Annotated in this window: 23 protein-coding genes and 1 pseudogene; 5 read left to right on the forward strand and 19 right to left on the reverse strand. The window is 60.7% G+C overall.

Annotated features, from left to right (window positions below; genetic code table 11):
* Window positions 1-134: 134 nt before the first annotated feature.
* From dtd to hutC, 15 genes are all read right to left on the reverse strand, one after another.
* The gene (dtd, locus tag L6D63_RS01525; protein WP_041071491.1) at window positions 135-572 is read right to left on the reverse strand and encodes a D-aminoacyl-tRNA deacylase; all 438 of its coding nucleotides are present in this window, start codon (window positions 570-572) and stop codon (window positions 135-137) included.
* Window positions 569-1540, reverse strand: coding sequence for a prolyl aminopeptidase (gene pip / locus L6D63_RS01530; RefSeq protein ID WP_003220824.1), 972 nt, complete (start codon window positions 1538-1540; stop codon window positions 569-571). Before pip ends, dtd begins: the two co-directional genes overlap by 4 nt.
* A 104-nt stretch (window positions 1541-1644) precedes the next feature.
* A complete protein-coding gene (locus L6D63_RS01535) occupies window positions 1645-2562 on the reverse strand; it encodes an alpha/beta hydrolase (RefSeq protein ID WP_131670920.1) in 918 nt (305 codons plus the stop codon).
* The gene (locus L6D63_RS01540; RefSeq protein WP_047290873.1) at window positions 2562-3509 is read right to left on the reverse strand and encodes a choline ABC transporter substrate-binding protein; all 948 of its coding nucleotides are present in this window, start codon (window positions 3507-3509) and stop codon (window positions 2562-2564) included. Before L6D63_RS01540 ends, L6D63_RS01535 begins: the two co-directional genes overlap by 1 nt.
* Window positions 3510-3763: 254 nt before the next feature.
* A complete protein-coding gene (gene hutG, locus L6D63_RS01545; protein ID WP_047290872.1) occupies window positions 3764-4567 on the reverse strand; it encodes an N-formylglutamate deformylase in 804 nt (267 codons plus the stop codon).
* A 10-nt stretch (window positions 4568-4577) separates the two neighbouring features.
* Window positions 4578-5783 carry an imidazolonepropionase gene (gene hutI / locus L6D63_RS01550; protein ID WP_047290871.1) on the reverse strand — a complete coding sequence of 402 codons (1206 nt, stop codon included), beginning with the start codon at window positions 5781-5783 and terminating at the stop codon, window positions 4578-4580.
* Window positions 5784-5872: 89 nt separating this feature from the next.
* The gene (gene hutH / locus L6D63_RS01555; protein ID WP_095667765.1) at window positions 5873-7405 is read right to left on the reverse strand and encodes a histidine ammonia-lyase; all 1533 of its coding nucleotides are present in this window, start codon (window positions 7403-7405) and stop codon (window positions 5873-5875) included.
* A 116-nt stretch (window positions 7406-7521) separates the two neighbouring features.
* Window positions 7522-9045 carry a histidine ammonia-lyase gene (hutH, locus tag L6D63_RS01560; protein WP_131670919.1) on the reverse strand — a complete coding sequence of 508 codons (1524 nt, stop codon included), beginning with the start codon at window positions 9043-9045 and terminating at the stop codon, window positions 7522-7524.
* A gap of 144 nt (window positions 9046-9189) precedes the next feature.
* Window positions 9190-10020, reverse strand: a complete 831-nt coding sequence (locus L6D63_RS01565; RefSeq protein WP_131670918.1) for a quaternary amine ABC transporter ATP-binding protein — start codon at window positions 10018-10020, stop codon at window positions 9190-9192.
* A complete protein-coding gene (locus L6D63_RS01570; protein ID WP_007949591.1) occupies window positions 10017-10868 on the reverse strand; it encodes an ABC transporter permease in 852 nt (283 codons plus the stop codon). The genes L6D63_RS01565 and L6D63_RS01570 overlap by 4 nt, the downstream gene beginning before the upstream one ends.
* 83 nt (window positions 10869-10951) lie before the next feature.
* The gene (locus L6D63_RS01575; RefSeq protein ID WP_041071468.1) at window positions 10952-11920 is read right to left on the reverse strand and encodes an ABC transporter substrate-binding protein; all 969 of its coding nucleotides are present in this window, start codon (window positions 11918-11920) and stop codon (window positions 10952-10954) included.
* Window positions 11921-11989: 69 nt separating this feature from the next.
* A complete protein-coding gene (locus L6D63_RS01580) occupies window positions 11990-13462 on the reverse strand; it encodes a purine-cytosine permease family protein (RefSeq protein WP_047290869.1) in 1473 nt (490 codons plus the stop codon).
* 153 nt (window positions 13463-13615) lie between these two features.
* A complete protein-coding gene (gene hutU / locus L6D63_RS01585; protein WP_047290868.1) occupies window positions 13616-15301 on the reverse strand; it encodes a urocanate hydratase in 1686 nt (561 codons plus the stop codon).
* 458 nt (window positions 15302-15759) lie between these two features.
* Window positions 15760-16332: a HutD/Ves family protein gene (locus tag L6D63_RS01590; protein ID WP_131670917.1), complete on the reverse strand. Its 573-nt coding sequence runs from the start codon at window positions 16330-16332 to the stop codon at window positions 15760-15762.
* Window positions 16329-16997: a histidine utilization repressor gene (gene hutC, locus L6D63_RS01595; protein ID WP_230679353.1), complete on the reverse strand. Its 669-nt coding sequence runs from the start codon at window positions 16995-16997 to the stop codon at window positions 16329-16331. The genes L6D63_RS01590 and hutC overlap by 4 nt, the downstream gene beginning before the upstream one ends.
* A 188-nt stretch (window positions 16998-17185) precedes the next feature.
* On the opposite strand from hutC, the gene L6D63_RS01600 reads away from it, so the two are divergent.
* Entirely contained in the window at window positions 17186-18550 is a 1365-nt protein-coding gene (locus tag L6D63_RS01600; protein WP_131670916.1) for a formimidoylglutamate deiminase, read from the forward strand.
* A 120-nt stretch (window positions 18551-18670) separates the two neighbouring features.
* Here L6D63_RS01600 and L6D63_RS01605 read toward each other — a convergent pair whose 3' ends face one another.
* Both L6D63_RS01605 and L6D63_RS01610 read right to left on the reverse strand, forming a co-directional pair.
* Window positions 18671-19240: a lipocalin family protein gene (locus L6D63_RS01605; protein ID WP_041071454.1), complete on the reverse strand. Its 570-nt coding sequence runs from the start codon at window positions 19238-19240 to the stop codon at window positions 18671-18673.
* A 31-nt stretch (window positions 19241-19271) separates the two neighbouring features.
* Window positions 19272-19526 (reverse strand): hypothetical protein, encoded by a 255-nt coding sequence (locus L6D63_RS01610; protein WP_003220802.1) that lies wholly within the window; start codon window positions 19524-19526, stop codon window positions 19272-19274.
* A gap of 294 nt (window positions 19527-19820) precedes the next feature.
* Between L6D63_RS01610 and L6D63_RS28715 the strand changes: the two are divergent.
* The 4 genes and pseudogenes from L6D63_RS28715 to L6D63_RS01625 form a co-directional block, all read left to right on the forward strand.
* Window positions 19821-20843: pseudogene (locus L6D63_RS28715) on the forward strand (cache domain-containing sensor histidine kinase); the annotation flags it as partial.
* A 93-nt stretch (window positions 20844-20936) separates the two neighbouring features.
* Window positions 20937-21701 carry a methyl-accepting chemotaxis protein gene (locus L6D63_RS28720; RefSeq protein ID WP_371260421.1) on the forward strand — a complete coding sequence of 255 codons (765 nt, stop codon included), beginning with the start codon at window positions 20937-20939 and terminating at the stop codon, window positions 21699-21701.
* Window positions 21702-21851: 150 nt separating this feature from the next.
* Window positions 21852-22124, forward strand: coding sequence for a type II toxin-antitoxin system Phd/YefM family antitoxin (locus L6D63_RS01620; RefSeq protein ID WP_047290864.1), 273 nt, complete (start codon window positions 21852-21854; stop codon window positions 22122-22124).
* Window positions 22121-22453 carry a type II toxin-antitoxin system RelE/ParE family toxin gene (locus tag L6D63_RS01625; protein ID WP_131670914.1) on the forward strand — a complete coding sequence of 111 codons (333 nt, stop codon included), beginning with the start codon at window positions 22121-22123 and terminating at the stop codon, window positions 22451-22453. Before L6D63_RS01620 ends, L6D63_RS01625 begins: the two co-directional genes overlap by 4 nt.
* A gap of 10 nt (window positions 22454-22463) precedes the next feature.
* Here L6D63_RS01625 and L6D63_RS01630 read toward each other — a convergent pair whose 3' ends face one another.
* Complete coding sequence (locus L6D63_RS01630; RefSeq protein ID WP_131670913.1) at window positions 22464-23066, reverse strand: DUF924 family protein; 603 nt, start codon at window positions 23064-23066, stop codon at window positions 22464-22466.
* Between the two features lie 3 nt (window positions 23067-23069).
* Complete coding sequence (locus tag L6D63_RS01635) at window positions 23070-24080, reverse strand: class 1 fructose-bisphosphatase (RefSeq protein WP_003220797.1); 1011 nt, start codon at window positions 24078-24080, stop codon at window positions 23070-23072.
* Between the last annotated feature and the right edge of the window lie 48 nt (window positions 24081-24128).

The raw sequence follows: 24128 nt of genomic DNA on the forward strand, positions 1-24128 counted from the left end.
CAGCGAACGCTGATCCCCATAGCGCGCGATTATCCAGTAGCCCGCGTGACAACGCATCAGGGGTAACAAAGTATTTATCGCGAAAAACGCCTGTTTTCAGTCGAAAAGCCCTTGAAAAGATGTTTCAAGCGCTTTCATGTCTGTAACAGGAAGGTGACCGGGCCATCGTTGACCAGGTGCACCTGCATATCCGCGCCGAATCTACCTGATGCCACAGTGCCATGCATCTGTTTCGCTTTGCTGAATAGATAGTCGAACAATTCCTCGCCCAATGCCGGAGGGGCCGCGGTCGAGAAACTCGGACGCAACCCGCTCTTGGTGTCGGCAGCCAGGGTGAACTGAGAGACCAGCAGCAACCCGCCGCCCACATCCGCCAGGGACAGATTCATCTTGCCCTCGGCGTCACTGAATACCCGATAGTTAAGCAGCTTATGCAGAAGTTTGTCGGCACTGGCACGGGTGTCGTCGGGTTCGACCGCCACCAGCACCAGCAAACCCTGATCCACCGCGCCGACTATTTCTCCCGCGACTTCGACCCGCGCACCGCGCACGCGCTGTAGCAGCCCCTTCATGCTTCTTCTGGCGGCAGATCGAGCAGGCGGCGGGCCATGTTGCTCGCGGCACGCACCAGCGCGTCGGTAATACCTGGCTCGGAGGCAGCGTGGCCAGCATCGCGAATCACCTGCAGCTCGCTGTTCGGCCAGGCCTGATGCAATTCCCAGGCGTTGTCCAGCGGGCAGATCACGTCGTAGCGACCGTGAATGATCACCCCCGGCAGATGAGCGATCTTGCCCATGTCGCGGATCAACTGGTTCGGTTCAAGGAACGCATTGTTGGTGAAGTAGTGGCATTCGATCCGCGCGATCGACAGGGCGCGCTGCGGCTCGGAGAAACGGTCGACCACCAGCGGGTTCGGCCGCAGGGTCGCGGTGCGCCCTTCCCACGTCGACCAGGCCTTGGCCGCGTGCATCTGGGCAATCTGATCGTTACCGACCAGGCGCTTGTGGAAAGCGCTGAGCAGATCGTCGCGCTCGTCCAGCGGGATCGGCGCGATGTAGTCCTGCCAGTAATCAGGAAACAGACGGCTGGCACCGGCCTGATAGAACCACTCGATTTCCTGCGGACGGCAGAGAAAGATCCCACGCAGGATCAGACCGTGAACACGCTCCGGATGGGTTTGCGCGTAGGCCAGCGCCAGGGTCGAGCCCCACGAACCGCCAAACAGCACCCACTTGTCGATGCCCAAGTGCTTGCGGATACGTTCGAGGTCGGCGACCAGATCCCAGGTGGTGTTGTTTTCCAGGCTGGCGTGGGGGGTGGAGCGTCCGCAGCCGCGCTGGTCGAAGGTGACGATGCGATACAGGTTCGGGTCGAAATAGCGACGGCTCTGCGCGTCGCAACCGGCGCCGGGACCACCGTGGATGAACACCACCGGCAAGCCTTCCGGCGAACCGCTTTCGTCGACGTACAGCGTGTGGGTGTCATCGACAGCCAGATCGTGCCGGGCATGGGGTTTGATCTGCGGAAACAATGTCTGCATTGCGTGCTCCGTAAGGGGTCGAGGTCATCCCTGGGGGGACTTCTATTATTCTGCCGTCCGGCATCATAAACCCGATTTACATCAATGAGCATGCCCGCACGCAGTCACAATTTGTCAGCCATGAACCTCAACAGGTGTTCGTAGAGCCGGTCGACCTCGGCGACCTGACCTCGCGCACGCAAACAACCGTGCACCAGCCCTTCGCCGTAATAAAGCGAAGCGTCTGTGCCGGCGCTGGCCAGTCGTTCAGCGTAGCGCACGCCGTCGTCGCGCAGCGGATCGAATTGCGCCACGGCGATCCAGGCTGGCGGCAATCCACTGAAATCGTCAGCGAGCAGCGGCATGGCATAAGCATCCGGCCGAGGGCTGCCGCGCAGGTATAACGCGTGATAGCTGTGCACATCATGGCTGCCGAGCAACGGTGCATCGGCGCATTCGCTGCGTGACGGCAACCGGTCGTCACCGCCAAGGCCGGGATAGATCAGCACTTGAGCCGCCGGCATCGCCTCGTCGGCATCGCGCAACGCCAGGCACAACGCGGCGGCGAGATTGCCACCGGCGCTGTCGCCGGCTACCAGCAGTTTCTGCGGGTCAAACCAGAACGGCCCGCTGCGCAACGCGCGCCAGACACTCAGGCAATCTTCGAACCCCGCCGGGTATGGATGTTCTGGCGCCAGCCGATAATCCACCGCCACCACCATCGCCCCCAGCGCCATGGCCAGTTCGAAACAGATGAAGTCGTGCGAGTCGAGCCCACCGACGACCCAACCACCGCCATGCAAGTACAACACGCAAGGCCAGCCGCTGGCCGGTGGCTTGAGCGGCGGCCGGTAGGAACGCACCGGTACGCCGCTCAACTGGAAGTCGACGACCTCCAGCCCTGCGGGCCGTTCAGGGGTGAAGGCCCGACACATGGCGTCATAGGCCTGGCGCAGTCCTGCGAGACTGCTGTCATCACTGACGAAACTTTCGGTTCGGGTAACGAAGGCCGCCATGGCCGGCGTCAGCGGATAATGGCTCATCAGTTTTTCAGACTGGCCTGAACGGCCCCCACGCCATCCTTGCCATCGAAGCTGCTGACCCCGGCCAGCCAGCGCTGCAGATCCTCGGGGTGTTCACGCAGCCAGTTCTTTGCCACGTCCTGCGGCGTCTTGCGCGCCATGATCGGTACCATCAGCTGGCTTTCCTGGGCGGCAGTGAACGTCAGGTTTTGCAGCAGGCGATGGACGTTCGGGCAGCGTTCGGCGTAATCCGGCGCGGTCACGGTGGACACGGTGGCGGCGCCTTCGTTGGGGCCGTAGACGTCTTCGCTGCCGGTCAGGTAGGTGATCTTCATGTTGATATTCATCGGGTGCGGGGTCCAGCCGACGAACACCACAAACTCCTTGCGATTCACCGCGCGTTGTACAGCGGCGAGCATGCCTGCCTCACCGGACTCGACGATCTTGAAATCCTTCAGACCGAAGTGGTTGGTCTCGATCATGCTCTTGATGGTGGTGTTGGCCCCACTGCCCGGCTCGATGCCGTAGATCTTGCCGCCCAACTGATCCTTGAACTTCGCGATGTCGGCGAAGGTTTTCAACCCGGCCGCCGCCACGTAATCCGGTACCGCCAGCGTCGCCTGTGCATCCGCCAGACTCGGCTTGTCCAGGACTTTGACCTGGTTGGCAGCGAGAAAGGGCGCAATGTTGTTGTCCATCGCCGGTTTCCAGTAGCCGAGGAAGATGTCCAGACGCTTGTCGCGAATGCCGGCAAAGATGATCTGCTGCACTGCGCTGGTCTGCTTGCTGTCGTAGCCGAGACCATTGAGCAACACATCGGCCATGCCGCTGGTGGCGATCACGTCGGTCCAGTTGACCACGCCCATGCGCACGGTTTTGCAGGAGGCGTCGTCATTGGCCATGACGCCAGCGCTGAACAGCGCGCTGCCGGTGAGGATTAACGCACAACGAGTGAAGAGCTTTTTCATTCGGGAGTTCTCGTGCGGCAGCAGATTATTGTCAGGTCGGTGTCTGGTGCACCGTGGCCGCAACATTACGCAGGCGACGAGAGGGAAAGATGAACGGTGGCGACTGTGTTTTGCACAGCGGCGACCCGGACGGAACACCGCCCTCTCGTGGGAGCGAACTTGCTCGCGAATGCGGTGAATCAGTCATCTCATAATCGACTGACACGATGCTTTCGCAAGCAAGCTCGCTCTCACAGGGGGTTGTGGGTCTGTGTTCAGGCTTGGTAGTGGCTCTCGCCCCAGGCAAGCAAACCCTGCAGCAACGCTTTGAGCACCAGCCGCGTCGGCTCTGCCAGATCGGCGCGGTAGCGGAACGGTTCGAACTCTTCCATGTAGGTGCTCTGGCACAGCTCCAGTTGCACGGCGTGGATGTGCTCGGCCGGGTTGCCGTAATGGCGGGTAATGTGGCCGCCCTTGAAGCGCCCGTTGAGCACGTGGGTGTAAGGGTCGTGACGGGCGCAGATGGCTTCCAGTCGCGTCGCCAGTTGTGGATCGCAACTGGCGCCGTTGAAGGTGCCGAGGTTGAAATCCGGCAGTTTGCCGTCGAACAGGTGCGGGATGACCGAGCGGATCGAGTGCGCGTCGAACAGCAGCGCATAGCCGAACTCGGCCTTCAACCGCGCCAGCTCTTGCTGCAGGGTGCGGTGGTACGGCGTCCAGATCTGTTCCAGGTACGTCGTGCGTTCTTCTTTCGACGGCTCCTTGCCTTCCTTGAACAACGGAATGCCATCGAACAGCGTTGCCGGGTACAGCCCGGTGGTGGCGCCGGCGTACAGCGGTTTGTCGTCGGACGGGCGGTTCAGGTCGATGACGAACCGCGAGTACTCGGCGGCCAACGTGCTGGCGCCCAACGCCTCGGCAAAATCGTAAAGCTGCGGAATGTGCCAGTCGGTGTCCGGCAGGCTTTTCGCGTCCGGGATCAATCCGGCCTCGACCGCCGGGGTCAGACGTACGCCAGCGTGAGGCATGCTGATCAGCAACGGCACGCGACCTTGTTTGAAGCTCAGAACCTTATCCACAACCGCTCTCCTACAGACTTGATTCAACGCCGTGACGCACGACGCGTTTGTCCAGATCGCCCCCGAGCCAATAGGCCAGGTCCGCCGGGCGGTCGATCTGCCAGGCGACAAAATCCGCAACCTTGCCGACTTCCAGCGAACCGTGGGTGTCAGCCATGCCCAGCGCTTGTGCGGCATGGATGGTCGCGCCGGCCAGGGCTTCTTCCGGAGTCATGCGGAAGCAGGTGCAGGCCATGTTCAGCATCAGGCGCAACGACAGCGCCGGCGAGGTGCCGGGGTTGAGGTCACTGGCGATAGCGATCTTGACCTTGTGCTTGCGCAGGGCGTCCATCGGCGGCAACCGGGTTTCGCGAAGGAAATAGAACGCGCCCGGCAACAGCACGGCGACGGTGTCGGCTTTGGCCATGGCGATGGCGTCGTCTTCATCCATGAACTCCAGATGATCGGCGGACAACGCCTTATAGCGCGCGGCCAGGCTGGAGCCATGCAGCGACGACAATTGTTCGGCATGCAGCTTTACCGGCAGACCAAGCTTTTGCGCGGTGATGAATACCCGCTCGACCTGCTCCGGCGAGAACGCCAGATACTCGCAGAACGCATCCACCGCATCGACCAGCCCTTCGGCGGCCAATGCCGGGAGCATCTCGGCGCAGATGTGCTCGATGTAGTCGTCAGCGCGATCCTTGTACTCCGGCGGCAAAGCGTGGGCGGCCAGACAGGTGCTGCGCACGCTGATCGGCAGTTGCGCGGCGAGCCGGCGAATGACCCGCAGGATCTTGCGTTCACTGGCCAGATCCAGACCGTAGCCGGACTTCATCTCGACCGTGGTCACGCCGTCGCGCATCAGGCTTTTCAAACGCTTGGCGGCGCTGGCGAACAGCTCGTCTTCGCTCGCTTCACGGGTGGCGCGCACAGTGCTGGCGATACCGCCGCCCTGAGCCGCGATCTCGGCGTAGCTGACGCCTTGCAGGCGTTTCTCGAATTCGCCGCTGCGGTTGCCACCGAACACCGTGTGAGTGTGGCAGTCGATCAGGCCGGGGGTGACCCACGCGCCTTGCAGGTCGTTGACCGCCGGGTATTCGCCAGAGGGCAATTGATTGCGCGGGCCGATCCACTCGATGTGCGCACCGGACGTCACGATGGCCGCATCCTCGATGATCGAGTAGACGCCCTGCGCCATGGTTGCGACGTGGCAGTGTTGCCAGAGGGTTTTCATCCCAAGTCCTCGTCTTGTTCAAAATCGTATCGCTGGCAAGCCAGCTCCCACAGGTATTTGTGAGAGCTGGCTTGCCAGCGATGAGGGCCTTACAGGCTCGGCAGCAGCCTGGCTGGAACCAGCTCGGTCAGACACCGCGAAGCCAACAACTCGGTCGCCGCATTGATGTCCGGGGCAAAGAAGCGATCCTTCTCATAAAACGGCACTTCGCGCCGCAGAATCGCCCGCGCCTGTTCCAGCTTGGCCGAGGTCTTCAGACCGTTGCGCAGGTCCAGCCCCTGCACCGCCGCCAGCCACTCCACCGCGAGAATCCCGCGGGTGTTTTCGGCCATTTCCCACAGACGCTTGCCGGCGGCCGGGGCCATCGACACGTGGTCTTCCTGGTTGGCCGAGGTCGGCAGGCTGTCGACCGAATGCGGATGGGCCAGCGCCTTATTCTCGCTGGCCAGTGCCGCGGCGGTCACCTGAGCGATCATGAAGCCCGAGTTGACGCCGCCATTGGCCACCAGGAACGGCGGCAGTTGCGACATGTGCTTGTCCATCATCAGCGAGATGCGGCGCTCGCTCAGCGAGCCGATTTCAGCGATGGCCAGGGCCATGTTGTCGGCGGCCATGGCCACCGGCTCGGCGTGGAAGTTACCGCCGGAAATCACATCACCTTCAGCCGCGAACACCAACGGGTTGTCTGACACGGCGTTGGCTTCGATGGCCAGCACTTCGGCGGCCTGACGGAACTGGGTCAGGCAAGCGCCCATGACTTGCGGCTGGCAGCGCAGCGAATACGGATCCTGCACCTTCTCGCAGTTCTGGTGCGAATCGGAGACTTCGCTGCGCTCGCCGAGCAGATCGCGATATGCGGCGGCTGCATCAATCTGGCCTTTCTGACCGCGAGCGGCGTGAATACGTGCATCGAACGGCGAGCGAGAACCGAGCACCGCTTCCACCGTCAGACCGCCGATTGCCAGCGCACCGGCAAACAGGTCTTCACCTTCAAACAGACCGCGCAGGGCAAATGCGGTGGACACCTGAGTGCCATTGAGCAGCGCCAGACCTTCTTTCGCCGCCAGGGTCAGCGGGGTCAGACCGGCGACTTTCAGCGCTTCGGTCGCCTCCATCCATTCACCCTTGTAGCGCGCCTTGCCCTCGCCGAGCAGCACCAGCGACATGTGCGCCAGCGGTGCCAGGTCACCGGAGGCGCCGACCGAACCTTTGAGCGGAATGTGCGGGTACACCTCGGCGTTGATCAGTGCGATCAGCGCGTCGATCACCACGCGGCGAATGCCGGAGAAACCACGGCTGAGGCTGTTGACCTTGAGCACCATGATCAGCCGCACCAGTTCATCGCTGATCGGCTGACCGACGCCGGCGGCATGCGACAGCACCAGCGAGCGCTGGAGGTTTTCCAGGTCTTCACTGGCGATGCGGGTCGAGGCCAGCAGGCCGAAACCGGTGTTGATGCCGTAGGCGGTACGGTTCTCGACGAGGATCTGCTCGACACACGCAACGCTGGCCTCGATCTGCGCGGAGGCGCTGTGGTCGAGGGTCAGCTTGACCGGTTGCTGATAAACGTCACGCAGTTGGGCCAGGCTCAATTGGCCGGGAATCAGGTTCAGCGCAGTCATTTAAATGCTCCTGTTTAGGCATTGTTATTAACTACCAGTCGCTCCGGAGCATTCCGTTATCCGTCGTTTCTCGTCTTGTGGACGATCCACGCCTTGGCACGCTGGTATGGGTATTGTCAGTGCAGATTCGGTAATACGTTGTGCAGCGAATCCGGGTGTTTCAGAACGCTTGCGGCGGCAGCGATGTCCGGCGCCAGCCAGCGATCCTGATCGTAGGCCGGGACGGTTTCACGCAGCAGGCGCCACGCCCGGTCGGTGCCCGCGCCAAAGCGCTGCGCCTTGAGAAATTCAAAGGCCTGCGCCGCCAGCAGGTACTCGATGGCGAGGATCTGCGTGCAGTTTTCGAGGGCACGGTGCAGCTTCAGCGCAGCGCTGGTGCCCATGCTCAAGTGGTCTTCCTGCAGGCCCGAGGTGACGTAGTTGTCGAGCACCGCCGGTTGCGCAAGTTGGCGGTTCTCGGCACACAGCGAGGCGGCGACGTATTGCACGATCATCATCCCGGAGTTCACCCCCGGATTGGCCACCAGAAACGCCGGCAGACCGCTGACGTGCGGGTTGACCAGGCGATCAAGGCGACGCTCGGCAATCGAGCCGATTTCAGCCATGGCAATCGCCAGCAGATCCGCTGCCATCGCCACTGACTGGCCGTGCGGGTTAGCCTGCGACATCACCCGAAAGTTGTCCGGCGTGCCCAGCAGCAACGGGTTATCGGTGCAGCCATTGAGTTCGGCTTCCACCTGTTTGATTGCATGTTCGAGTTGATCGCGCGCAGCGCCGTGCACCTGCGGGATCGAGCGGATGCTCAGTGCATCCTGAGTGCGAATGCCCTTGCTGGTCGCGATCACTTCACTGCCATCGAGTAACGCACGCAAATTGCTCCCGACCTGCTGCATGCCCGGGTGCGGCTTGAGCGCGATGATCTCGGCGTCGAACGCGGCGATCTGACCGCGCTGGGCTTCGAAGCTCATGGCGCCGATCACGTCGGCCCATTGCACCAGGCGCGTCGCATCGGCAATCGCCAGGCAGCTGAGGCCGGTCATGCACGGCGTGCCGTTGACCAGGCACAAACCGTCCTTCGCGCCGAGCTGCACCGGTTGCAAGCCTTCTTCGGCCAACGCCTGCTGCGCCGAGATGATTTGCCCGCGATAGCTGACATGGCCCACGCCCAGCAGCGCGATGCCGATGTGCGCCATGTGCGTCAGGTAACCCACCGAGCCTTGCGCCGGCACCTGCGGGGTGATGCCACGATTGAGCAGCGCCAGCAACGCTTCGACCACGCGGCGATGAATACCGGACTTACCATGGCTGTAGTTGTGAATCGCCGCGCAGATGATCGCGCGGGTCTGTTCATCGGGCAGCACCGGGCCGACACCGCAGGCGTGGCTGAGCAAAGTATTGCGCGAGAGCTGGCTGAGTTGTTCGTCTTTCAACGAGACGTTGGACAAACCACCCAGGCCGGTATTGACGCCATAAGCACGCTCGCCGCTTTCGACGATGCGCTGGACGATGCCCTGAGCGTTTTCGATGCGTGCCCAGGTCTCGCCCGACAGTTCCAGTTGCGCGCCGTGACGGGCGACGGCGACCACGTCCTGCCAATGCAGGGGGTTGCCGGTGATGATGATTTTTTCAGCCTGGGACATCTTCAACCTCATCCAAACATTGATGCAGCTTTACCGGCCTCATCGCTGGCAAGCCAGCTCCCACAGAGTTCTCATTGTTCACTCGATCCCTGTGGGAGCTGGCTTGCCAGCGATGAGGCCAGTCAATGCACTGCAAAACTCAAATCAAACTACCGCCGCCCGCCGCTGCACGAACCGGTCAACATACTCATCCGCCGGCGAATGCAGGATCTCTCTCGGGGTGCCGACCTGAATCAGGCGGCCGTCCTTGAGGATCGCGATGCGGTTGCCGATGCGCACGGCCTCGTCGAGGTCGTGGGTAATGAAGACGATGGTTTTGTGCAGGGTCTTTTGCAGCTCCAGCAACTGGTCCTGCATCTCGGCGCGGATCAGCGGATCGAGCGCACTGAACGCTTCGTCCATCAGGATGATGTCGGTATCTGCCGCCAGTGCCCGGGCCAGCCCCACACGCTGGCGCATGCCGCCGGAGAGCTGATGCGGGTATTTGTTTTCGTAGCCTTTGAGGCCCACGGTGTTGATCCAGTACAGCGCACGTTCGGCGCACAGTTGCTTGCTCTCGCCGCGCACTTTCAGGCCGTAGGCGACGTTCTCGATCACGGTCTTGTGCGGCAGTAGGCCGAAGCTCTGGAACACCATGCTGATCTTGTGCCGGCGAAATTCGCGCAGCGCTTCCATGTCGTATTGCAGGATGTCCACGCCGTCGACCAGGATCGCACCGCTGGTGGGGTCGATCAGACGATTGAAGTGGCGCACCAGCGTCGACTTGCCCGAGCCGGACAGCCCCATGATCACGAAGATCTCGCCAGTGCCGATGCTCAGTGACAGGTCATTGACCCCGACCACGCAACCGGTTTCGTTCAGCACCTGATCCTTGGTCTTGCCCTGGCCAACCATTGCCAGTGCGTCCTTGGCGCGGTTGCCGAAAATCTTGAAGACGTTTTTGACTTCGATCTTGCTCACGGTTGCGTTGTTCATTTGCTCACCTCATGCCGTGGCCGACCGTACGCCTGAGTAATGCGGTCGATGACCACTGCGAGAATCACGATCGCCAGACCGGCTTCGAGGCCGCGTCCGACGTTGAGGGTCTGAATGCCCACCAGTACGTCTTCACCCAGACCTCGGGCGCCGATCATCGAGGCGATCACCACCATCGACAGGGCCATCATCGTGGTCTGGTTGATCCCGGCCATGATGCTCGGCAGGGCCAGCGGCAGTTGCACACCGAACAGTTGCTGCCAGCGGTTGGCACCGAAGGCGTTGATCGCCTCCATCACTTCACCATCGACCTGGCGAATGCCCAGATCGGTCAGGCGAATCAACGGCGGCGCGGCATAGATCACCGTGGCGAAAATCGCCGGGACCTTGCCCAGGCCGAACAGCATCAGCACCGGAATCAGGTACACGAAGCTGGGCATGGTCTGCATGATGTCGAGCAGCGGCATCAGCACCGAACGCAGGCGATTGCTGCGCGCCGAGAGAATCCCCAGCGGAATGCCGATCAGCACCGAAATGATCGTCGCGACCATCATCAGCGCCAGCGTCTGCATGAGTTTGTCCCACAGGCCGACAGCGCCCACCAGGAACAGCAGACCGACGATGACGGCGGTGGTCACGACTTTACGCGTGGCGTGCCAGGCGACGACGCCAACGATCGCCAGCATCAGCCACCACGGCGCGGCACGCAGCAGGCCTTCGAGGTTGACGATGGCCCACAGCAGCGTGTCCGAGATGTGGCGGAACACATCACCATAATTGGTGACCAGCGAATCGACCCAACCGTTGACCCAGTCGGCGATGGAAAAGGTAAAGCTTTCGGGAAACATAAGCGGCTCTCAATCAGAAATCTCAATCAAGCGATGACGGCATATCTCCCGGCCAGCCTCACGGTTAGCCGGGAGGTATCGACCTACAGCGCCGCGTCGATTTTCTTGGCTGCGTCGTCACTGACCCACGCGTGCCAGACCTCAGGATGTTCCTTGAGGAAGATTTTCGCCAGTTTTGGCGACTCGATACGTTCCTTCGCCATGCGGCCCAGGTTCTGGTTCAGCAGATCAATCGGCAGATTGACTTTTTCCAGCACGGCCACCAGTTCCGGCGCCTGTTCGTGGAAGGTTTTCGACAGACCGACCTTGATGCTCACGCTCTTGTCGACGCCCGGTTTTTCTTCAAGTTTGACCGCGTCGATCTGGCCCATCAGCGGGGTTGGCGACCAGTAGTAGAACAGGATCGGCTCGCCACGCTTGTAGCTCGACAGCACCGCCGCATCCAGCGCCGGGCCGGTGCCCGGACGGAAGTTGGTGTAGCTGTTTTCCAGGCCGTAGCTCTTGAGCATTTCGCTGTTGTCCAGCTCACAGGTCCAGCCCGCCGGGCAGTTGTAGAAACGGCCCTTGGACGGCTCTTCGGCGTCCTTGAAAATCGTCGCGTATTTGCCCAGATCAGCAATGTTTTTCAGGTCCGGGGCTTTTGCCTCGATCTTGCGTTTGGCGTCGCCTTCAATCACGTAGCGCGGCACGTACCAGCCTTCGATAGCGCCGACGATCGGGGCGCCGACACCGACGACTTTGCCGGCCTTCTCAGCCTTGTTCCAGACTTCGCTGCGACCGACCCACTCTTCGGCGAACACTTGAATGTCGTTGCTGCTCAAGGCGTTCTCCATGGTGATGGAGTTGCCCGGCAGGCTGTCGGTCTTGCAGTCGTAACCTTTCTCCAGCACCACTTGCAGCACGTCGGTCAGCAACATGCCGCTTTCCCAGTTCAGGCCGGCGAATTTCACCGGTTTGCCGGATTCGCACCAGCCGGCCGCCTGGGTGGCGCCGGCACTGGCCAGCAGGCCCATGGACAGCAGTGTGGTGAGCAGGGTCTTGTTCGATTTCATTATTGCGACGCTCCTAATCATGAATTGGCTTACGGCAGTCAAGAGGCATCCAGCCCTGTCCACGTCCAATCAGGCCTGCGCCGCAGCGCGCCCGGCCCCACTTTTTTCAGGTTGTACAGCACTGTTCTGCTCGAGCGGCAAAATCAGTTGATCAGGCACCGAGCCGTGCCATTTTTTCGCGCACAGGTAATACAGCGCGGCAGGCAGCACCAGGCCGATGATCCAGGAAATATCCACGTCACCGAGGGCAGCCACCAGCGGGCCGGTGTAGAACTTGGTGGAGATGAACGGCAGCTGCACCAGCACACCGAACACATAGACGCTGATCCCGAGCAGGTTCCAGCGGCCATAGCGACCATTCGGATCGGCCAGCGCCGGCACGTCATAGCGCTCACGAGTGATGCAGTAGTAGTCGACCAGGTTGATCGCGCTCCATGGCGTGAAGAACGCCAGCAGGAACAGGATGAACGACTTGAACGCACCGAGGAACGAATGCTGGCCAAGCAGTGCGATCAGGGTCGCCGCACCGACAATCACCAGCACGAACACCAGACGCTGCAGGCGGGTGACCGTCAAATGCCCACGGAAGCCGCTGATGATCGTGGCGATGCACATGAAGCTGCCGTACGAGTTCAACGTCGAGATGGTGACCTTGCCGAAGGCGATGCTGAAGTACAGCAGCGCCGCCGTGGCACCGGTGCCGCCCAGCCCGACGATGTAGGCCACTTCATGCCCGGCGAACTGGCCGTTGGCCGACGCCGCGGCGAATACGCCGAGGACCATCGCCACCTGCGCGCCGATGACCGAACCTGCGCCAGCGGCAAAGAAGGTTTTCACCGAGGAAACCTTGCTCGGCAAGTAACGCGAATAGTCCGCCACATACGGGCCGAAGGCGATCTGCCAGGACGCCGCGAGCGACACTGCCAGCAAGAAGCTGCTCCAGCTGAAGTGACGGATCTGCAACAGGGCGCCCACATCCACCTGACTCAGCAGGCGGCTGAACAGATACACAAAGGCAATCACGCCAATGACGCTGGCGACACGCCCGATCCAGTGGATCACCCGATAACCGAGCACGGTGACCACGACGATGACGCTGGCGAACAGCAGGATGCCAACCGTGTCGCTGACGCCAAACAACTGGCCCAGCGCCTGGCCGGAAAGCACCGTACCGGTGGCGGTGAAACCCAGGTACATCAGGCACACCAGCACGATCGGGATCGCCGCGCCATACACGCCGAACTGCACCCGGCTGGAAATCATCTGCGGCAGGCCAAGCTTCGGCCCTTGCGCCGCGTGCAGCGCCATCACGCCGCCGCCGAGCAGTTGACCGATCAACAGACCGATCAACGACCAGAACACATCACCGCCCAGCACTACGGCCAAGGCCCCGGTAACAATCGCGGTGATTTGCAGATTCGCACCCATCCACAGGGTGAACTGGCTCAACAGACGACCGTGTCTTTCCGCTTCCGGGATGTAGTCGATCGAACGCCTTTCGATCAACGGTTTGTTACCTGCACGATCGGGGGTTACAGCCATGATTCAACCTCTGTGGATTGTTTTGATTGTTCTCTCGGGCCTACTCGAACCCTTGTGGGAGCTGGCTTGCCAGCGATGACGTCGGCACCTTCAATATCTATTCCGGCAATGCCACCGCTATCGCTGGCAAGCCAGCTCCCACAGGAATCTGTGTTACTTGCCGCCGGTAATCATCGGCAGGTTCAGCCCCTGCTCCTTCGCGCAGTCGATGGCGATCTGGTAGCCGGCATCGGCGTGACGCATGACGCCAGTGGCCGGGTCGTTGTGCAGCACGCGCGCAATACGCTCGGCCGCTTCGTCGGTCCCGTCGCAGACAATCACCATGCCCGAGTGCTGCGAGAAGCCCATGCCCACGCCACCACCGTGGTGCAGCGAGACCCAGGTCGCGCCGCTCGCGGTGTTCAGCAGCGCATTGAGCAGTGGCCAGTCGGAGACAGCGTCGGAACCGTCCTGCATCGATTCGGTTTCGCGGTTCGGGCTGGCGACCGAGCCGGAGTCGAGGTGGTCGCGACCGATCACGATCGGTGCCGACAGCTCGCCGCTGCGCACCATTTCGTTGAACGCCAGACCGAGCTTGGCACGCAGGCCCAGGCCGACCCAGCAGATCCGTGCCGGCAGACCCTGGAAGCTGATGCGCTCGCGGGCCATGTCCAGCCAGTTGTGCAGGTGCGCGTCGTCCGGGATCAGCTCTTTGACTTTGGCGTCGGTCTTGAAGATGTCCTGCGGATCACCCGACAGCGCCGCCCAACGGAACGGGCCGATGCCACGGCAGAACAGTGGGCGAATGTAGGCCGGGACGAAGCCCGGGAAGTCGAACGCGTTTTCCACGCCCTCTTCCTGCGCCATCTGACGGATATTGTTGCCGTAGTCGAAGGTCGGAATGCCTTGCTTCTGGAAGTCCAGCATCGCTTTGACGTGGACCGCCATCGATTGCTTGGCGGCTTTGATCACGGCGGCCGGCTCGGTCTTGGCGCGGGCGCGGTACTCGTCCCAGGTCCAGCCCGCCGGCAGGTAGCCGTTCAGTGGGTCGTGGGCGCTGGTCTGGTCGGTGACCATGTCCGGACGCACGCCGCGCTTGACCAGTTCCGGGAGGATTTCTGCGGCGTTACCCAGCAGGGCGATGGAGATCGCTTTGCCTTCGGCGGTGTATTTGGCGATGCGCGCCAGGGCGTCGTCGAGGTCTTTGGCTTGCTCGTCGACATAACGGCTTTTCAGGCGGAAATCGATGCTCACCTGCTGGCATTCGATGTTCAGCGAGCAGGCACCGGCCAGGGTTGCAGCCAATGGCTGTGCGCCGCCCATGCCGCCCAGACCCGCGGTCAGGACCCACTTGCCCTTGAGGTTGTCGTTGTAATGCTGGCGACCGGCTTCGACGAAGGTTTCGTAGGTGCCCTGAACGATGCCCTGGCTGCCGATGTAGATCCAGCTGCCGGCGGTCATCTGGCCGTACATGGCCAGGCCTTTGGCGTCGAGTTCGTTGAAGTGTTCCCAGCTCGCCCAGTGCGGCACCAGGTTGGAGTTGGCGATCAATACGCGCGGGGCGTTGCTGTGAGTCTTGAACACGCCGACCGGTTTGCCGGATTGCACCAGCAGGGTTTCGTCGTCGTTCAGATTGGTCAGGCTTTCGACGATCTTGTCGTAGCACTCCCAGTTACGCGCAGCGCGACCGATACCACCGTAAACCACCAGCTCTTTCGGGTTCTCGGCCACTTCCGGGTCGAGGTTGTTCATCAGCATGCGCAGCGGCGCTTCGGTCAGCCAGCTCTTGGCGGTCAGCTTGTTGCCGCGTGCAGCGCGGATCTCGACGTCACGGTATTTAGTAGGTTTTGTGTCAGTCACGAAAAAGACTCCTCAGCGATCAATTCAAACCAACCCTGGCAGTGGGCAAGCAGCCTGCGCGCCTCAATGCGCGACAAGCGAATCAGTGGACGCTGCGGACTTATACGCATACGTCTTTACTTGTACATACAAGCATATGCAATCAAGCGGCCAACTCACTGAAGAGCCGTTCAAGAAAAATCTCGAACAGGGCTACAGAGCGCTGGAAACAAGGGTTGTGGCGCGGATGAAATTTTTTGCAGGGGAGAATTGAGGTCGCGGGGGATCGTTACGAACCCGTGGCTTTGCGCCACGCTGGGGCGTTCGGTAACAAGTTGGTGCGCTGAGGGAAACAGGAATTGAAATGCAATTGTAGTGAGGGGATTTATCCCCGATGGAGCGCGTAGCGGTCCCAAAAGGTCTGCTGCGCCGCCATCGGGGATAAATCCCCTCACCACAGGAGTGTTACCAGAGTTGGATCAGCGCGCCGTCAGCTCGATCACGCAGCACGCGGCATTGACCGCGACTTCAACCAGACCGGTGTTACCGTCCAGCTGCAGGCAATCATGTCGGGCCAGTTGCGCAGTGCTGTCACCGACCCGCATTTGCAGCAGCTCGCTGACACTGAACACCAGCACCGTCGAGGCCGAGCTGAAAAACCGCTGTTCACCGTCCAGCCACTGCAACCGCGCGTGGTAACGCTGCGGTGCGTAAATCAGGTTGAAGTCGCGTATCTCCCCACCGAGCAGTGTGCAGGACACTTGGCTTTCGCCGCTGAACGCAAACGGGTCCAGCGGTAACAATGGACGCGTGTCATCACCATCGACGCACAAGGTCATGCCGTCACCCTGCAACACGGTGATCACTCGCTGGTAACCGCTGAAGGTGGAGAAACCGCCCGACTCGGCAATGTCGGCAATCGACAGACGCCAGCCAAAACCATCCAGGCCAGCACCCGCATCACGGGTGATCTCTTCGGTGCTGCCGCCGCCGTTTTTCCACGGCATGCGCGGGTAACCTTCGGCGCGTAAAACTTTCACTTCACTGCTCATTTATGAAAGCGTCCTTCCAGACGATGACGGGAACCTGGGTGAATCAAACGCGCGGCGGTCACCGGCTGACGGCCCGACCACGTACGACGACGGATCAACAGGCACGGCTCGCCTTTTTCGATCTGCAACAACTTGCACTCGGACGGCTCGGCGAGGATCGCTTCGACCACGTGCTCGCCTTCAGTCAACGGCGCGACTTGGTTGAGATAGGCGTACGGGGTTTGCAGAGTGAAATCCTGTTTGAGGTATTCCGGAGCGACCAGCGCGTTGACGAAACGGTCTTCTATTTGCACCGGAATGTCGTTTTCGTAATGCACGATCAGCGAATGGAAGACCTTCTGCCCTTCGCGCATGTCCAGCGCCAACGCGCGCTCGGAGCCGGCGGCCTCTTCTTCGAGGGTGATCACCTGACAGGTGTGGCGATGCCCACGGGAAGCAATTTCGTCGGCGATGTTGTGCACTTCGAACAGCGCAGACTGGCTCTTCGGTTCGGCGACAAACGTGCCGACACCTTGCATGCGCACCAGCAGGCCGTCGGCGGTCATTTCGCGCAGCGCGCGGTTGATGGTCATGCGGCTGAAACCGAGCTGGCTGACCAGTTCGCTTTCCGACGGCACGCGGTAGTGCGGTGGCCAGTTACCGCTGTCGATCTGCTGGGTGATCATCTGTTTGACGCGAGCGTACAAAGGCGCCGGACTGTCGCCCAGGTTCGCGGCCAACGGGGAGACTGGAGGCGGAGTCGGCACGGTTGATCCCTGTTCATTGGATGAAGGTTGCTAGCTTGCCGGAGTTTACCGGGCAGGCAAACGTCTGTATATGTATATACAAATAACACACGATGGGGTGCTGAACCATGTCCGCCTTCTTTGCCGAACGCGCGCTGCTGCCTAACGGATGGGCCAACCATGTACGTCTCGAAGTCAGTGCCGATGGCATGCTGACCCGAATCCAGGCCGATTCCACCGCAGATGGCGCCGAGCGGCTGAGCGGTCCGCTGCTGCCGGGCATGCCCAATCTGCACTCCCACGCCTTCCAGCGCGCGATGGCGGGACTGGCCGAAGTGGCTGGCAATCCCAACGACAGCTTTTGGACCTGGCGTGACCTGATGTATCGGCTGGTCGGAAAAATCAGCCCGGAGCAACTCGGCGTGATTGCCCGTCAGCTGTACATCGAAATGCTCAAGGCCGGTTACACCTCGGTTGCTGAATTCCACTACGTGCACCACGACAACAACGGTCAGCCGTATGCCGATCCGGCCGAGCTGGCACTGCGCATCAGCCAGGCAGCGAGCGACAGCGGCATCGGTCTGACCCTGTTGCCGGTGCTTTACAGCCATTCCGGATTCGGCGGCCAAACGCCCAATGACGGGCAGCGCCGCTTTATCAACAGCACCGAAAACTATCTGAACCTGCAAGCGCGCCTGCAGCCGCTGCTGGCTCAGCAAAAAGCGCAATCGCTGGGGCTGTGCTTCCACTCGTTGCGCGCGGTCACCCCGCAACAGATCAGCGAAGTGCTGGCGGCCAGCGACAAGCAGTGCCCGGTGCACATCCACATCGCCGAACAGCAGAAGGAAGTCGATGACTGCCTGAGCTGGAGCGGTCGCCGGCCGCTGCAATGGCTCTATGAAAACACCGAAGTCGATCAGCGCTGGTGCCTGGTTCACGCCACCCACGCCAATCCCGAGGAAGTCACGCTGATGGCCAAGAGTCGCGCCATCGCCGGCCTGTGCCTGACCACCGAAGCCAACCTCGGCGACGGGATCTTCCCGGCGGTGGATTTCCTCGCGCAGGGCGGACGCATGGGCATCGGTTCCGACAGCCATGTGTCGCTCAGCGTGGTCGAGGAGTTGCGTTGGCTGGAGTACGGCCAGCGTCTGCGCGACCAGCGGCGCAACCGTTTGTATGGCGCGGATCAGCCGATGGTCGGGCGCACGTTATATGACGCGGCGCTGGACGGCGGCGCCCAGGCATTGGGGCAGCCGATTGGCGCGCTGGAAGTCGGCAAACGTGCCGACTGGATCGTGCTCGATGGCAATGATCCGTATCTGGCCACGGCCAGTGGTGACGGGATTTTGAATCGCTGGTTGTTTGCTGGCGGCGATCGTCAGGTACGCGATGTATTGGTCAATGGCCAGTGGGTGGTGCGCGATGGCCGGCATGCAGGCGAAGAGGAAAGTGCACATGCTTTCACCCAGGTTCTGCGCGAACTTTTAGGCTGACACAAAACAAAAATGTGGGAGCAAGCCTGCTCGCGAAAGCGGTGTATCAGCAACATTTTCGTTAACTGACACGCCCTCTTCGCGAGCAGGCTCGCTCCCACATTTGATTGGTGGTGGTCTTTAATTCGAAGTCTTCGCCATCTGCCGATCCGACGCTCGCCAGATCAGTCGCGTGGTGTCGTAACCCTGCTGACGCGCCTTGCTCAGCAACTCCTCACGCACCACACCGTTGACGGTCGGCGTGCGGGACAGCAACCACATGTACTTGCGGCTCGGGTCGCCGACGATGGCGGTCTTGTAGTCGTCGCTGACGTACAACACCCAGTATTCGCCTTTCGCCACACCCGGAATCAAACGCGAGAACCAGGTATCGAATTCGACCCACAACTTGTCGGTCTTGCCCGGCACCTGTGGATAAGCCTTGCCTTTGGCTTCTTCCCATTGCCAGTCGGCGGTCAGGCAACGATTGAGCACGTCGACATTACCGTCCGGCCTGAGCGAATAATGGGCTTCGGATTGCGCGCAGTTGCGCTGGAAGTACATCGGCAGTCGCGCCAGTTCGTACCAAGTACCCTGATAACGCTTGAGGTTGACACTGTGAGCCGTCTTGGGCGCCAGCGGATCTTCACCGTGAGTGGCGCAGCCGGCCAGTACCAGGCCGGCAAAAAGGACGAACAATAACCGCTTCATTATTTTTCTCCCGTGGGCGCTTGGCCCCGGTTTACTTCAGGCCTTGGCCAGAAAACATCAGCACTTTGTCACCGGCGTACTGCACGCTGATAAAGCTGTTTTTGTCGCCCCAGGTGCAACTGGACATGCCGAGCGCACCCGAACAGTCGGTGGGTTTGCCGAGCAGCGTCTCAACCTCGGCCTTGGCCATGCCGGCCGAAAGCTTGGAATAGTTTTCCTGATTGACCTTGCTGCACGCGGCCAACAGCACGCAAAAAGTCAGAAGGGCGATAGATCGCAGCGACATGAAGTAACTCCTGGAGCGGAAGGGGGATGGCATGGTGCCAACCAGAAGCTTAGAAGAGAAAACCCTCATCTGGTTCCCTTCAGAAATGGCTATTTATCACTCCGCTCGTCTGGCATTTACCGGCAAATCAGACACTTTCTGCGGCTATTGAGCATTTCGTCGCATTTCACCAAAGACGCCTAATCTTTGGCGCACCGCGGTCGAAATAAGAGCAGCGCAAAGCCCCCGAGTGTGGCAAATTGCCGCCCTTTCTCGACCAGCCCCTTCGCGGTAGTTCATTCGATGACCAGAAACATGAAATTCAGCCACAAGATCTTGTTGGCTGCCGCCCTCGTGGTGGCCGTTGCGTTCGCCTGTTTCATTTTGTTCAACGACTATCGACAACGCGAAGCCCTGAGCAGCAGCACCGAAGCCTCGATGCAGGAGCTGGGGAGTCTGACGACCAGCAACATCCAGACCTGGCTGGAAAGCCGCATCCAGTTGCTGCAATCGCTGGCACAGCAGGTCGCCGCCGACGGCAGCGCGCCGGCCAGCCTCAAGCGCATCATCGACCTGCCCGCCTACACCGGCAATTTCCAGCTCAGCTATTTCGGCGGCGCTGACGGCGTGATGTTCTCGGTTCCCGCCGGTAACCGTGCGCCGGATTACGACCCGCGCGCCCGTGGCTGGTACAAGGCCGCCAACAGTGCGCAGCAGACCATCGTCACCGAACCCTACATCGCCGCTTCGTCGGGCAAACTGGTGATCACCGTCGCCACCCCGGTGCAGCGTCAAGGCCAGATGATCGGTGTGGCCGGCGCGGATATCGACCTGACCAGCGTCAGCGCGATCATCAACTCGCTCAACTTCGGTGGCCACGGCCATGCGTTCATCGTCAGCGCCGATGGCAAGATCCTGATTCACCCGGACAGCAAACTGGTGCTGAAAACCCTTGCCGAGGCTTATCCGAACGGTGCACCGAAAGTCAGCCCGGGCCTGAAAAAAGTCGAATTCGACGGCAAGACCCAACTGATCTCGTTCACCCGCGTCAACGGCGTGCCATCGGCTGACTGGTACGTGGCGCTGGTGCTGGACAAGGACACCGCGTTCTCGATGCTCAGCGAATTCCGCACCTCGGCGCTGATCGCCATGGTCATTGCCGTGGTGATCATCATCGCCCTGCTCGGCATGCTGATCCGGGTGCTGATGCAACCGCTGCTGACCATGGGCCGCGCCATGCATGACATCGCCGAAGGTGAAGGCGACCTGACCAAGCGTCTGGTGATCCACGGCCACGACGAGTTCGGCGCGCTGGGCCTGTCGTTCAACCGCTTCGTCGAGCGTATTCATACCTCGATCCGCGAAGTGTCGTCGGCCACCGGGCAAGTCAACGAAGTCGCCTTGCGTGTGGTCGCGGCCTCGAACTCGTCGATGTACAACTCCGACCAGCAAGCCAGCCGCACCAACAGCGTGGCCGCGGCGATCAACCAGCTCGGCGCTGCCGCCCAGGAAATCGCCCAGAACGCCGCTCTCGCCTCGCAGCACTCCAGCGATGCGCGCAGCCTGGCGGTCGACGGTCAGCAGGTTGTGGATAAAACCATTCACGCGATGCAGCAGTTGTCGGCAAAAATCAGCGACTCCTGCGGCAACATCGAAACCCTCAATAGCAACACGGTGAACATCGGCCAGATTCTGGAAGTGATCACCAGCATCTCGCAGCAGACCAACCTGCTGGCGCTCAACGCCGCGATCGAAGCGGCCCGCGCCGGTGAGGCTGGCCGAGGTTTCGCCGTGGTCGCTGACGAAGTGCGCAACCTCGCCCACCGCACTCAGGATTCGGCGCAGCAAGTGCAGAAGATGATCGAAGAGCTGCAAGTCGGCGCGCGTCAGGCAGTGAGCATCATGACCGAGAGCCAGCGCGAGAGCGAAAGCAGCGTCGGCATCGCCAACCAGGCCGGCGAACGCCTGGGCAGCGTGACCCAGCGCATCGGCGAGATCGACGGCATGAACCAGTCGGTCGCTACCGCGACAGAGGAGCAGACCGCTGTGGTCGAGTCGATCAACGTCGACATCAACGAGATCAACACGCTGAACCAGGAAGGTGTGGAAAACCTGCAGGCAACCTTGCGCGCTTGTTCGGATCTCGAACAGCAGGCGGCGCGGTTGAAGCAGCTGGTGGGCAGCTTCAGGATCTGAGGCGCTGCGACTGGCGTATTCGCGAGCTGCTGGCGATGACGGCGTTAGCGACGATTGAACTTTGAGTTGAAATACGCTGGTCAGCTCGCACTGACGATGGACTGAATTAAGACTAAACTCAGTCCTATTCAATTTGGGCGAGAATCAAACATGAAGCTTTCATCGCAAATCAAACCGATCAGCTACCTCAAAAGTCATACAGCGGAGATCGTCAAGTCGATCACTGAAAGCCGTGAGCCATTGGTCATTACCCAAAATGGTGAAGCCAAGCTTGTAGTTATGGACGTGAAAAGCTTTGAGGAGCAGGAAGACACAATGGCTTTGCTGAAGCTATTGGCAATGGGCAATCGGGAGATTGAGGAAGGCAAGTATCGAGACGCTGAGGACGTTTTCGCGGACTTGGACAGGGCCGACCATCAATGAGTTTAAAGGTCGTTATTCTTCAGTCCGCACAAACAGATCTCAAAGAACTCCGTACCTACCTTATCAAACAGTTCTCGAGTCAGACGTGGCAGAGTACCTACGCTGATCTCAAGATCGCCATTCTGGGTCTCGCAGACCTTCCTTATTCCGGTTCAATCCCCGAGGAAATCGAGAAGCTCAATCTTGGTCAATACCGACAAATCATTTCCGGGATGAACCGAGTCATTTATGAAGTCAGGGAAAAAACCGTCTTCGTTCATATCATTGCCGACTCAAGAAAAAGCCTGCCTTCACTTTTGATGAAGAGACTGTTGAACGGCAATCCTTGAATTCAACAAATCAGAACCGTGACCCAGGCTGACTGAGAAACACCAACTCCTCAGCCGTCGACTCCCGTCCCAACACCGCATTGCGATGCGGAAACCGTCCAAACCGTGCAATCACTTTCCGGTGCCGCTCGGCATAGTCCAGATTGTCGGCAAACACCGCCCGCTCGGTCTCCGGCTGTTCAGCCAGCAGACTGGTAAAGCGCGAAACGGCTTCGTTCTGCACCGCGAGGTTTTCGCAGTGTTCGAACACCAGATAAATGAATACCCGCTGTATCGGCTTCAGTTGCCGATCGAAATCCGCCGCAATGCCTTGCGCGACAAGTTTCTGCGCGCGCAGATCACCGGAAAAGGCTTTGGGTGTATCGCGAAAGATCATGCGTGGCAGTTGATCGAGCAGCAGCACCACCGCCAGCCAACCTTCGGGACGTTGCGTCCACTCGGTCAATTCACCAGCGAGGGCCTGATCGACAAAGACCCCGAAACGCTCACGCGCTTCGAGGTCTTGGCGGTCTTTCTTGCCGAACCACAACGTGCCCTTCTCAGCCGATATCTCGCGCGGTGATTCGGCGTGTCCGAACCACCAATCGAGCAGCGGCTGCCAGGGCGCGTTCACGGCTTATTCCTTGTGGTAAGCCGTGGCGCGGGCGACTTCTTCTTTCGAACCGAGGAACACCGCTACGCGCTGGTGCAGGCCTTCGGGCTGAATGTCGAGAATGCGCTGGTGACCGTCGGTGGACGCGCCGCCGGCCTGCTCCACCAGGAACGACATCGGGTTGGCTTCGTACATCAGACGCAGTTTGCCCGGCTTGGATGGCTCACGGCTGTCGCGTGGGTACATGAACAGACCACCACGGGTCAGGATGCGGTGCACGTCAGCCACCATCGCCGCGACCCAGCGCATGTTGTAGTTCTTCTTCAGCGGGCCTTCTTCGCCGGCCAGCAGTTCGCTGACGTAGCGTTGTACCGGAGCTTCCCAGTGGCGCTGGTTGGACATGTTGATCGCGAATTCCTGGGTGGTTTCAGGAATGGTGATGTCTTCGTGGGTCAGCACGAAGCTGCCCATTTCGCGGTCGAGAGTGAAGCCTTTGACGCCGTCGCCCAGGGTCAGCACCAGCATGGTCTGCGGGCCGTAAATCGCGTAACCGGCGGCAACCTGCTGGGTGCCTGGCTGCAGGAACGCTTTCTCGTTCAGCGCTTCGTTCTGGCTCAGGTATTCGTTCGGGCAGCGCAGTACCGAGAAGATGGTGCCGACCGGGGCGTTGATGTCGATGTTCGACGAGCCGTCCAGTGGGTCGAAGACCAGCAGGTAGGCGCCTTTCGGGTATTTGCCCGGGATCTGGTAGGCATTGTCCATTTCTTCGGACGCCATGCCGGCCAGGTGACCGCCCCATTCGTTGGCTTCGAGCAGGATCTCGTTCGACAGCACGTCGAGCTTCTTCTGCACTTCGCCTTGGACGTTTTCAGTGCCCATGCTGCCCAGAACACCGCCCAGGGCGCCTTTGGACACGGCGTGGCTGATCTCTTTGCAGGCACGCGCCACCACTTCGATCAGGAAGCGCAGATCGGCAGGAGTGTTATTGCTGCGGGTCTGCTCAATCAAATAGCGACTCAGGGTAACGCGGGACATGGACGGCTCCGGTGGAATGGGGGGGGGCTAAAAACCCGCGCAGTTTAC

Origin of the sequence: Pseudomonas parakoreensis, assembly GCF_021602155.1 — a bacterium.
Lineage (GTDB): Bacteria > Pseudomonadota > Gammaproteobacteria > Pseudomonadales > Pseudomonadaceae > Aquipseudomonas > Aquipseudomonas parakoreensis.

Coding starts and splice junctions, on each gene's coding strand:
- dtd (WP_041071491.1), bottom strand. CDS start 572: ATGAAGGGGCTGCTACAGCGCGTGCGCGGTGCGCGGGTCGAAGTCGCG.
- pip (WP_003220824.1), bottom strand. CDS start 1,540: ATGCAGACATTGTTTCCGCAGATCAAACCCCATGCCCGGCACGATCTG.
- L6D63_RS01535 (WP_131670920.1), bottom strand. CDS start 2,562: ATGAGCCATTATCCGCTGACGCCGGCCATGGCGGCCTTCGTTACCCGA.
- L6D63_RS01540 (WP_047290873.1), bottom strand. CDS start 3,509: ATGAAAAAGCTCTTCACTCGTTGTGCGTTAATCCTCACCGGCAGCGCG.
- hutI (WP_047290871.1), bottom strand. CDS start 5,783: ATGAAAACCCTCTGGCAACACTGCCACGTCGCAACCATGGCGCAGGGC.
- hutH (WP_095667765.1), bottom strand. CDS start 7,405: ATGACTGCGCTGAACCTGATTCCCGGCCAATTGAGCCTGGCCCAACTG.
- hutH (WP_131670919.1), bottom strand. CDS start 9,045: ATGTCCCAGGCTGAAAAAATCATCATCACCGGCAACCCCCTGCATTGG.
- L6D63_RS01565 (WP_131670918.1), bottom strand. CDS start 10,020: ATGAACAACGCAACCGTGAGCAAGATCGAAGTCAAAAACGTCTTCAAG.
- L6D63_RS01570 (WP_007949591.1), bottom strand. CDS start 10,868: ATGTTTCCCGAAAGCTTTACCTTTTCCATCGCCGACTGGGTCAACGGT.
- L6D63_RS01575 (WP_041071468.1), bottom strand. CDS start 11,920: ATGAAATCGAACAAGACCCTGCTCACCACACTGCTGTCCATGGGCCTG.
- L6D63_RS01580 (WP_047290869.1), bottom strand. CDS start 13,462: ATGGCTGTAACCCCCGATCGTGCAGGTAACAAACCGTTGATCGAAAGG.
- L6D63_RS01590 (WP_131670917.1), bottom strand. CDS start 16,332: ATGAGCAGTGAAGTGAAAGTTTTACGCGCCGAAGGTTACCCGCGCATG.
- hutC (WP_230679353.1), bottom strand. CDS start 16,997: ATGATCACCCAGCAGATCGACAGCGGTAACTGGCCACCGCACTACCGC.
- L6D63_RS01600 (WP_131670916.1), top strand. CDS start 17,186: ATGTCCGCCTTCTTTGCCGAACGCGCGCTGCTGCCTAACGGATGGGCC.
- L6D63_RS01605 (WP_041071454.1), bottom strand. CDS start 19,240: ATGAAGCGGTTATTGTTCGTCCTTTTTGCCGGCCTGGTACTGGCCGGC.
- L6D63_RS01610 (WP_003220802.1), bottom strand. CDS start 19,526: ATGTCGCTGCGATCTATCGCCCTTCTGACTTTTTGCGTGCTGTTGGCC.
- L6D63_RS28720 (WP_371260421.1), top strand. CDS start 20,937: ATGTACAACTCCGACCAGCAAGCCAGCCGCACCAACAGCGTGGCCGCG.
- L6D63_RS01620 (WP_047290864.1), top strand. CDS start 21,852: ATGAAGCTTTCATCGCAAATCAAACCGATCAGCTACCTCAAAAGTCAT.
- L6D63_RS01625 (WP_131670914.1), top strand. CDS start 22,121: ATGAGTTTAAAGGTCGTTATTCTTCAGTCCGCACAAACAGATCTCAAA.
- L6D63_RS01635 (WP_003220797.1), bottom strand. CDS start 24,080: ATGTCCCGCGTTACCCTGAGTCGCTATTTGATTGAGCAGACCCGCAGC.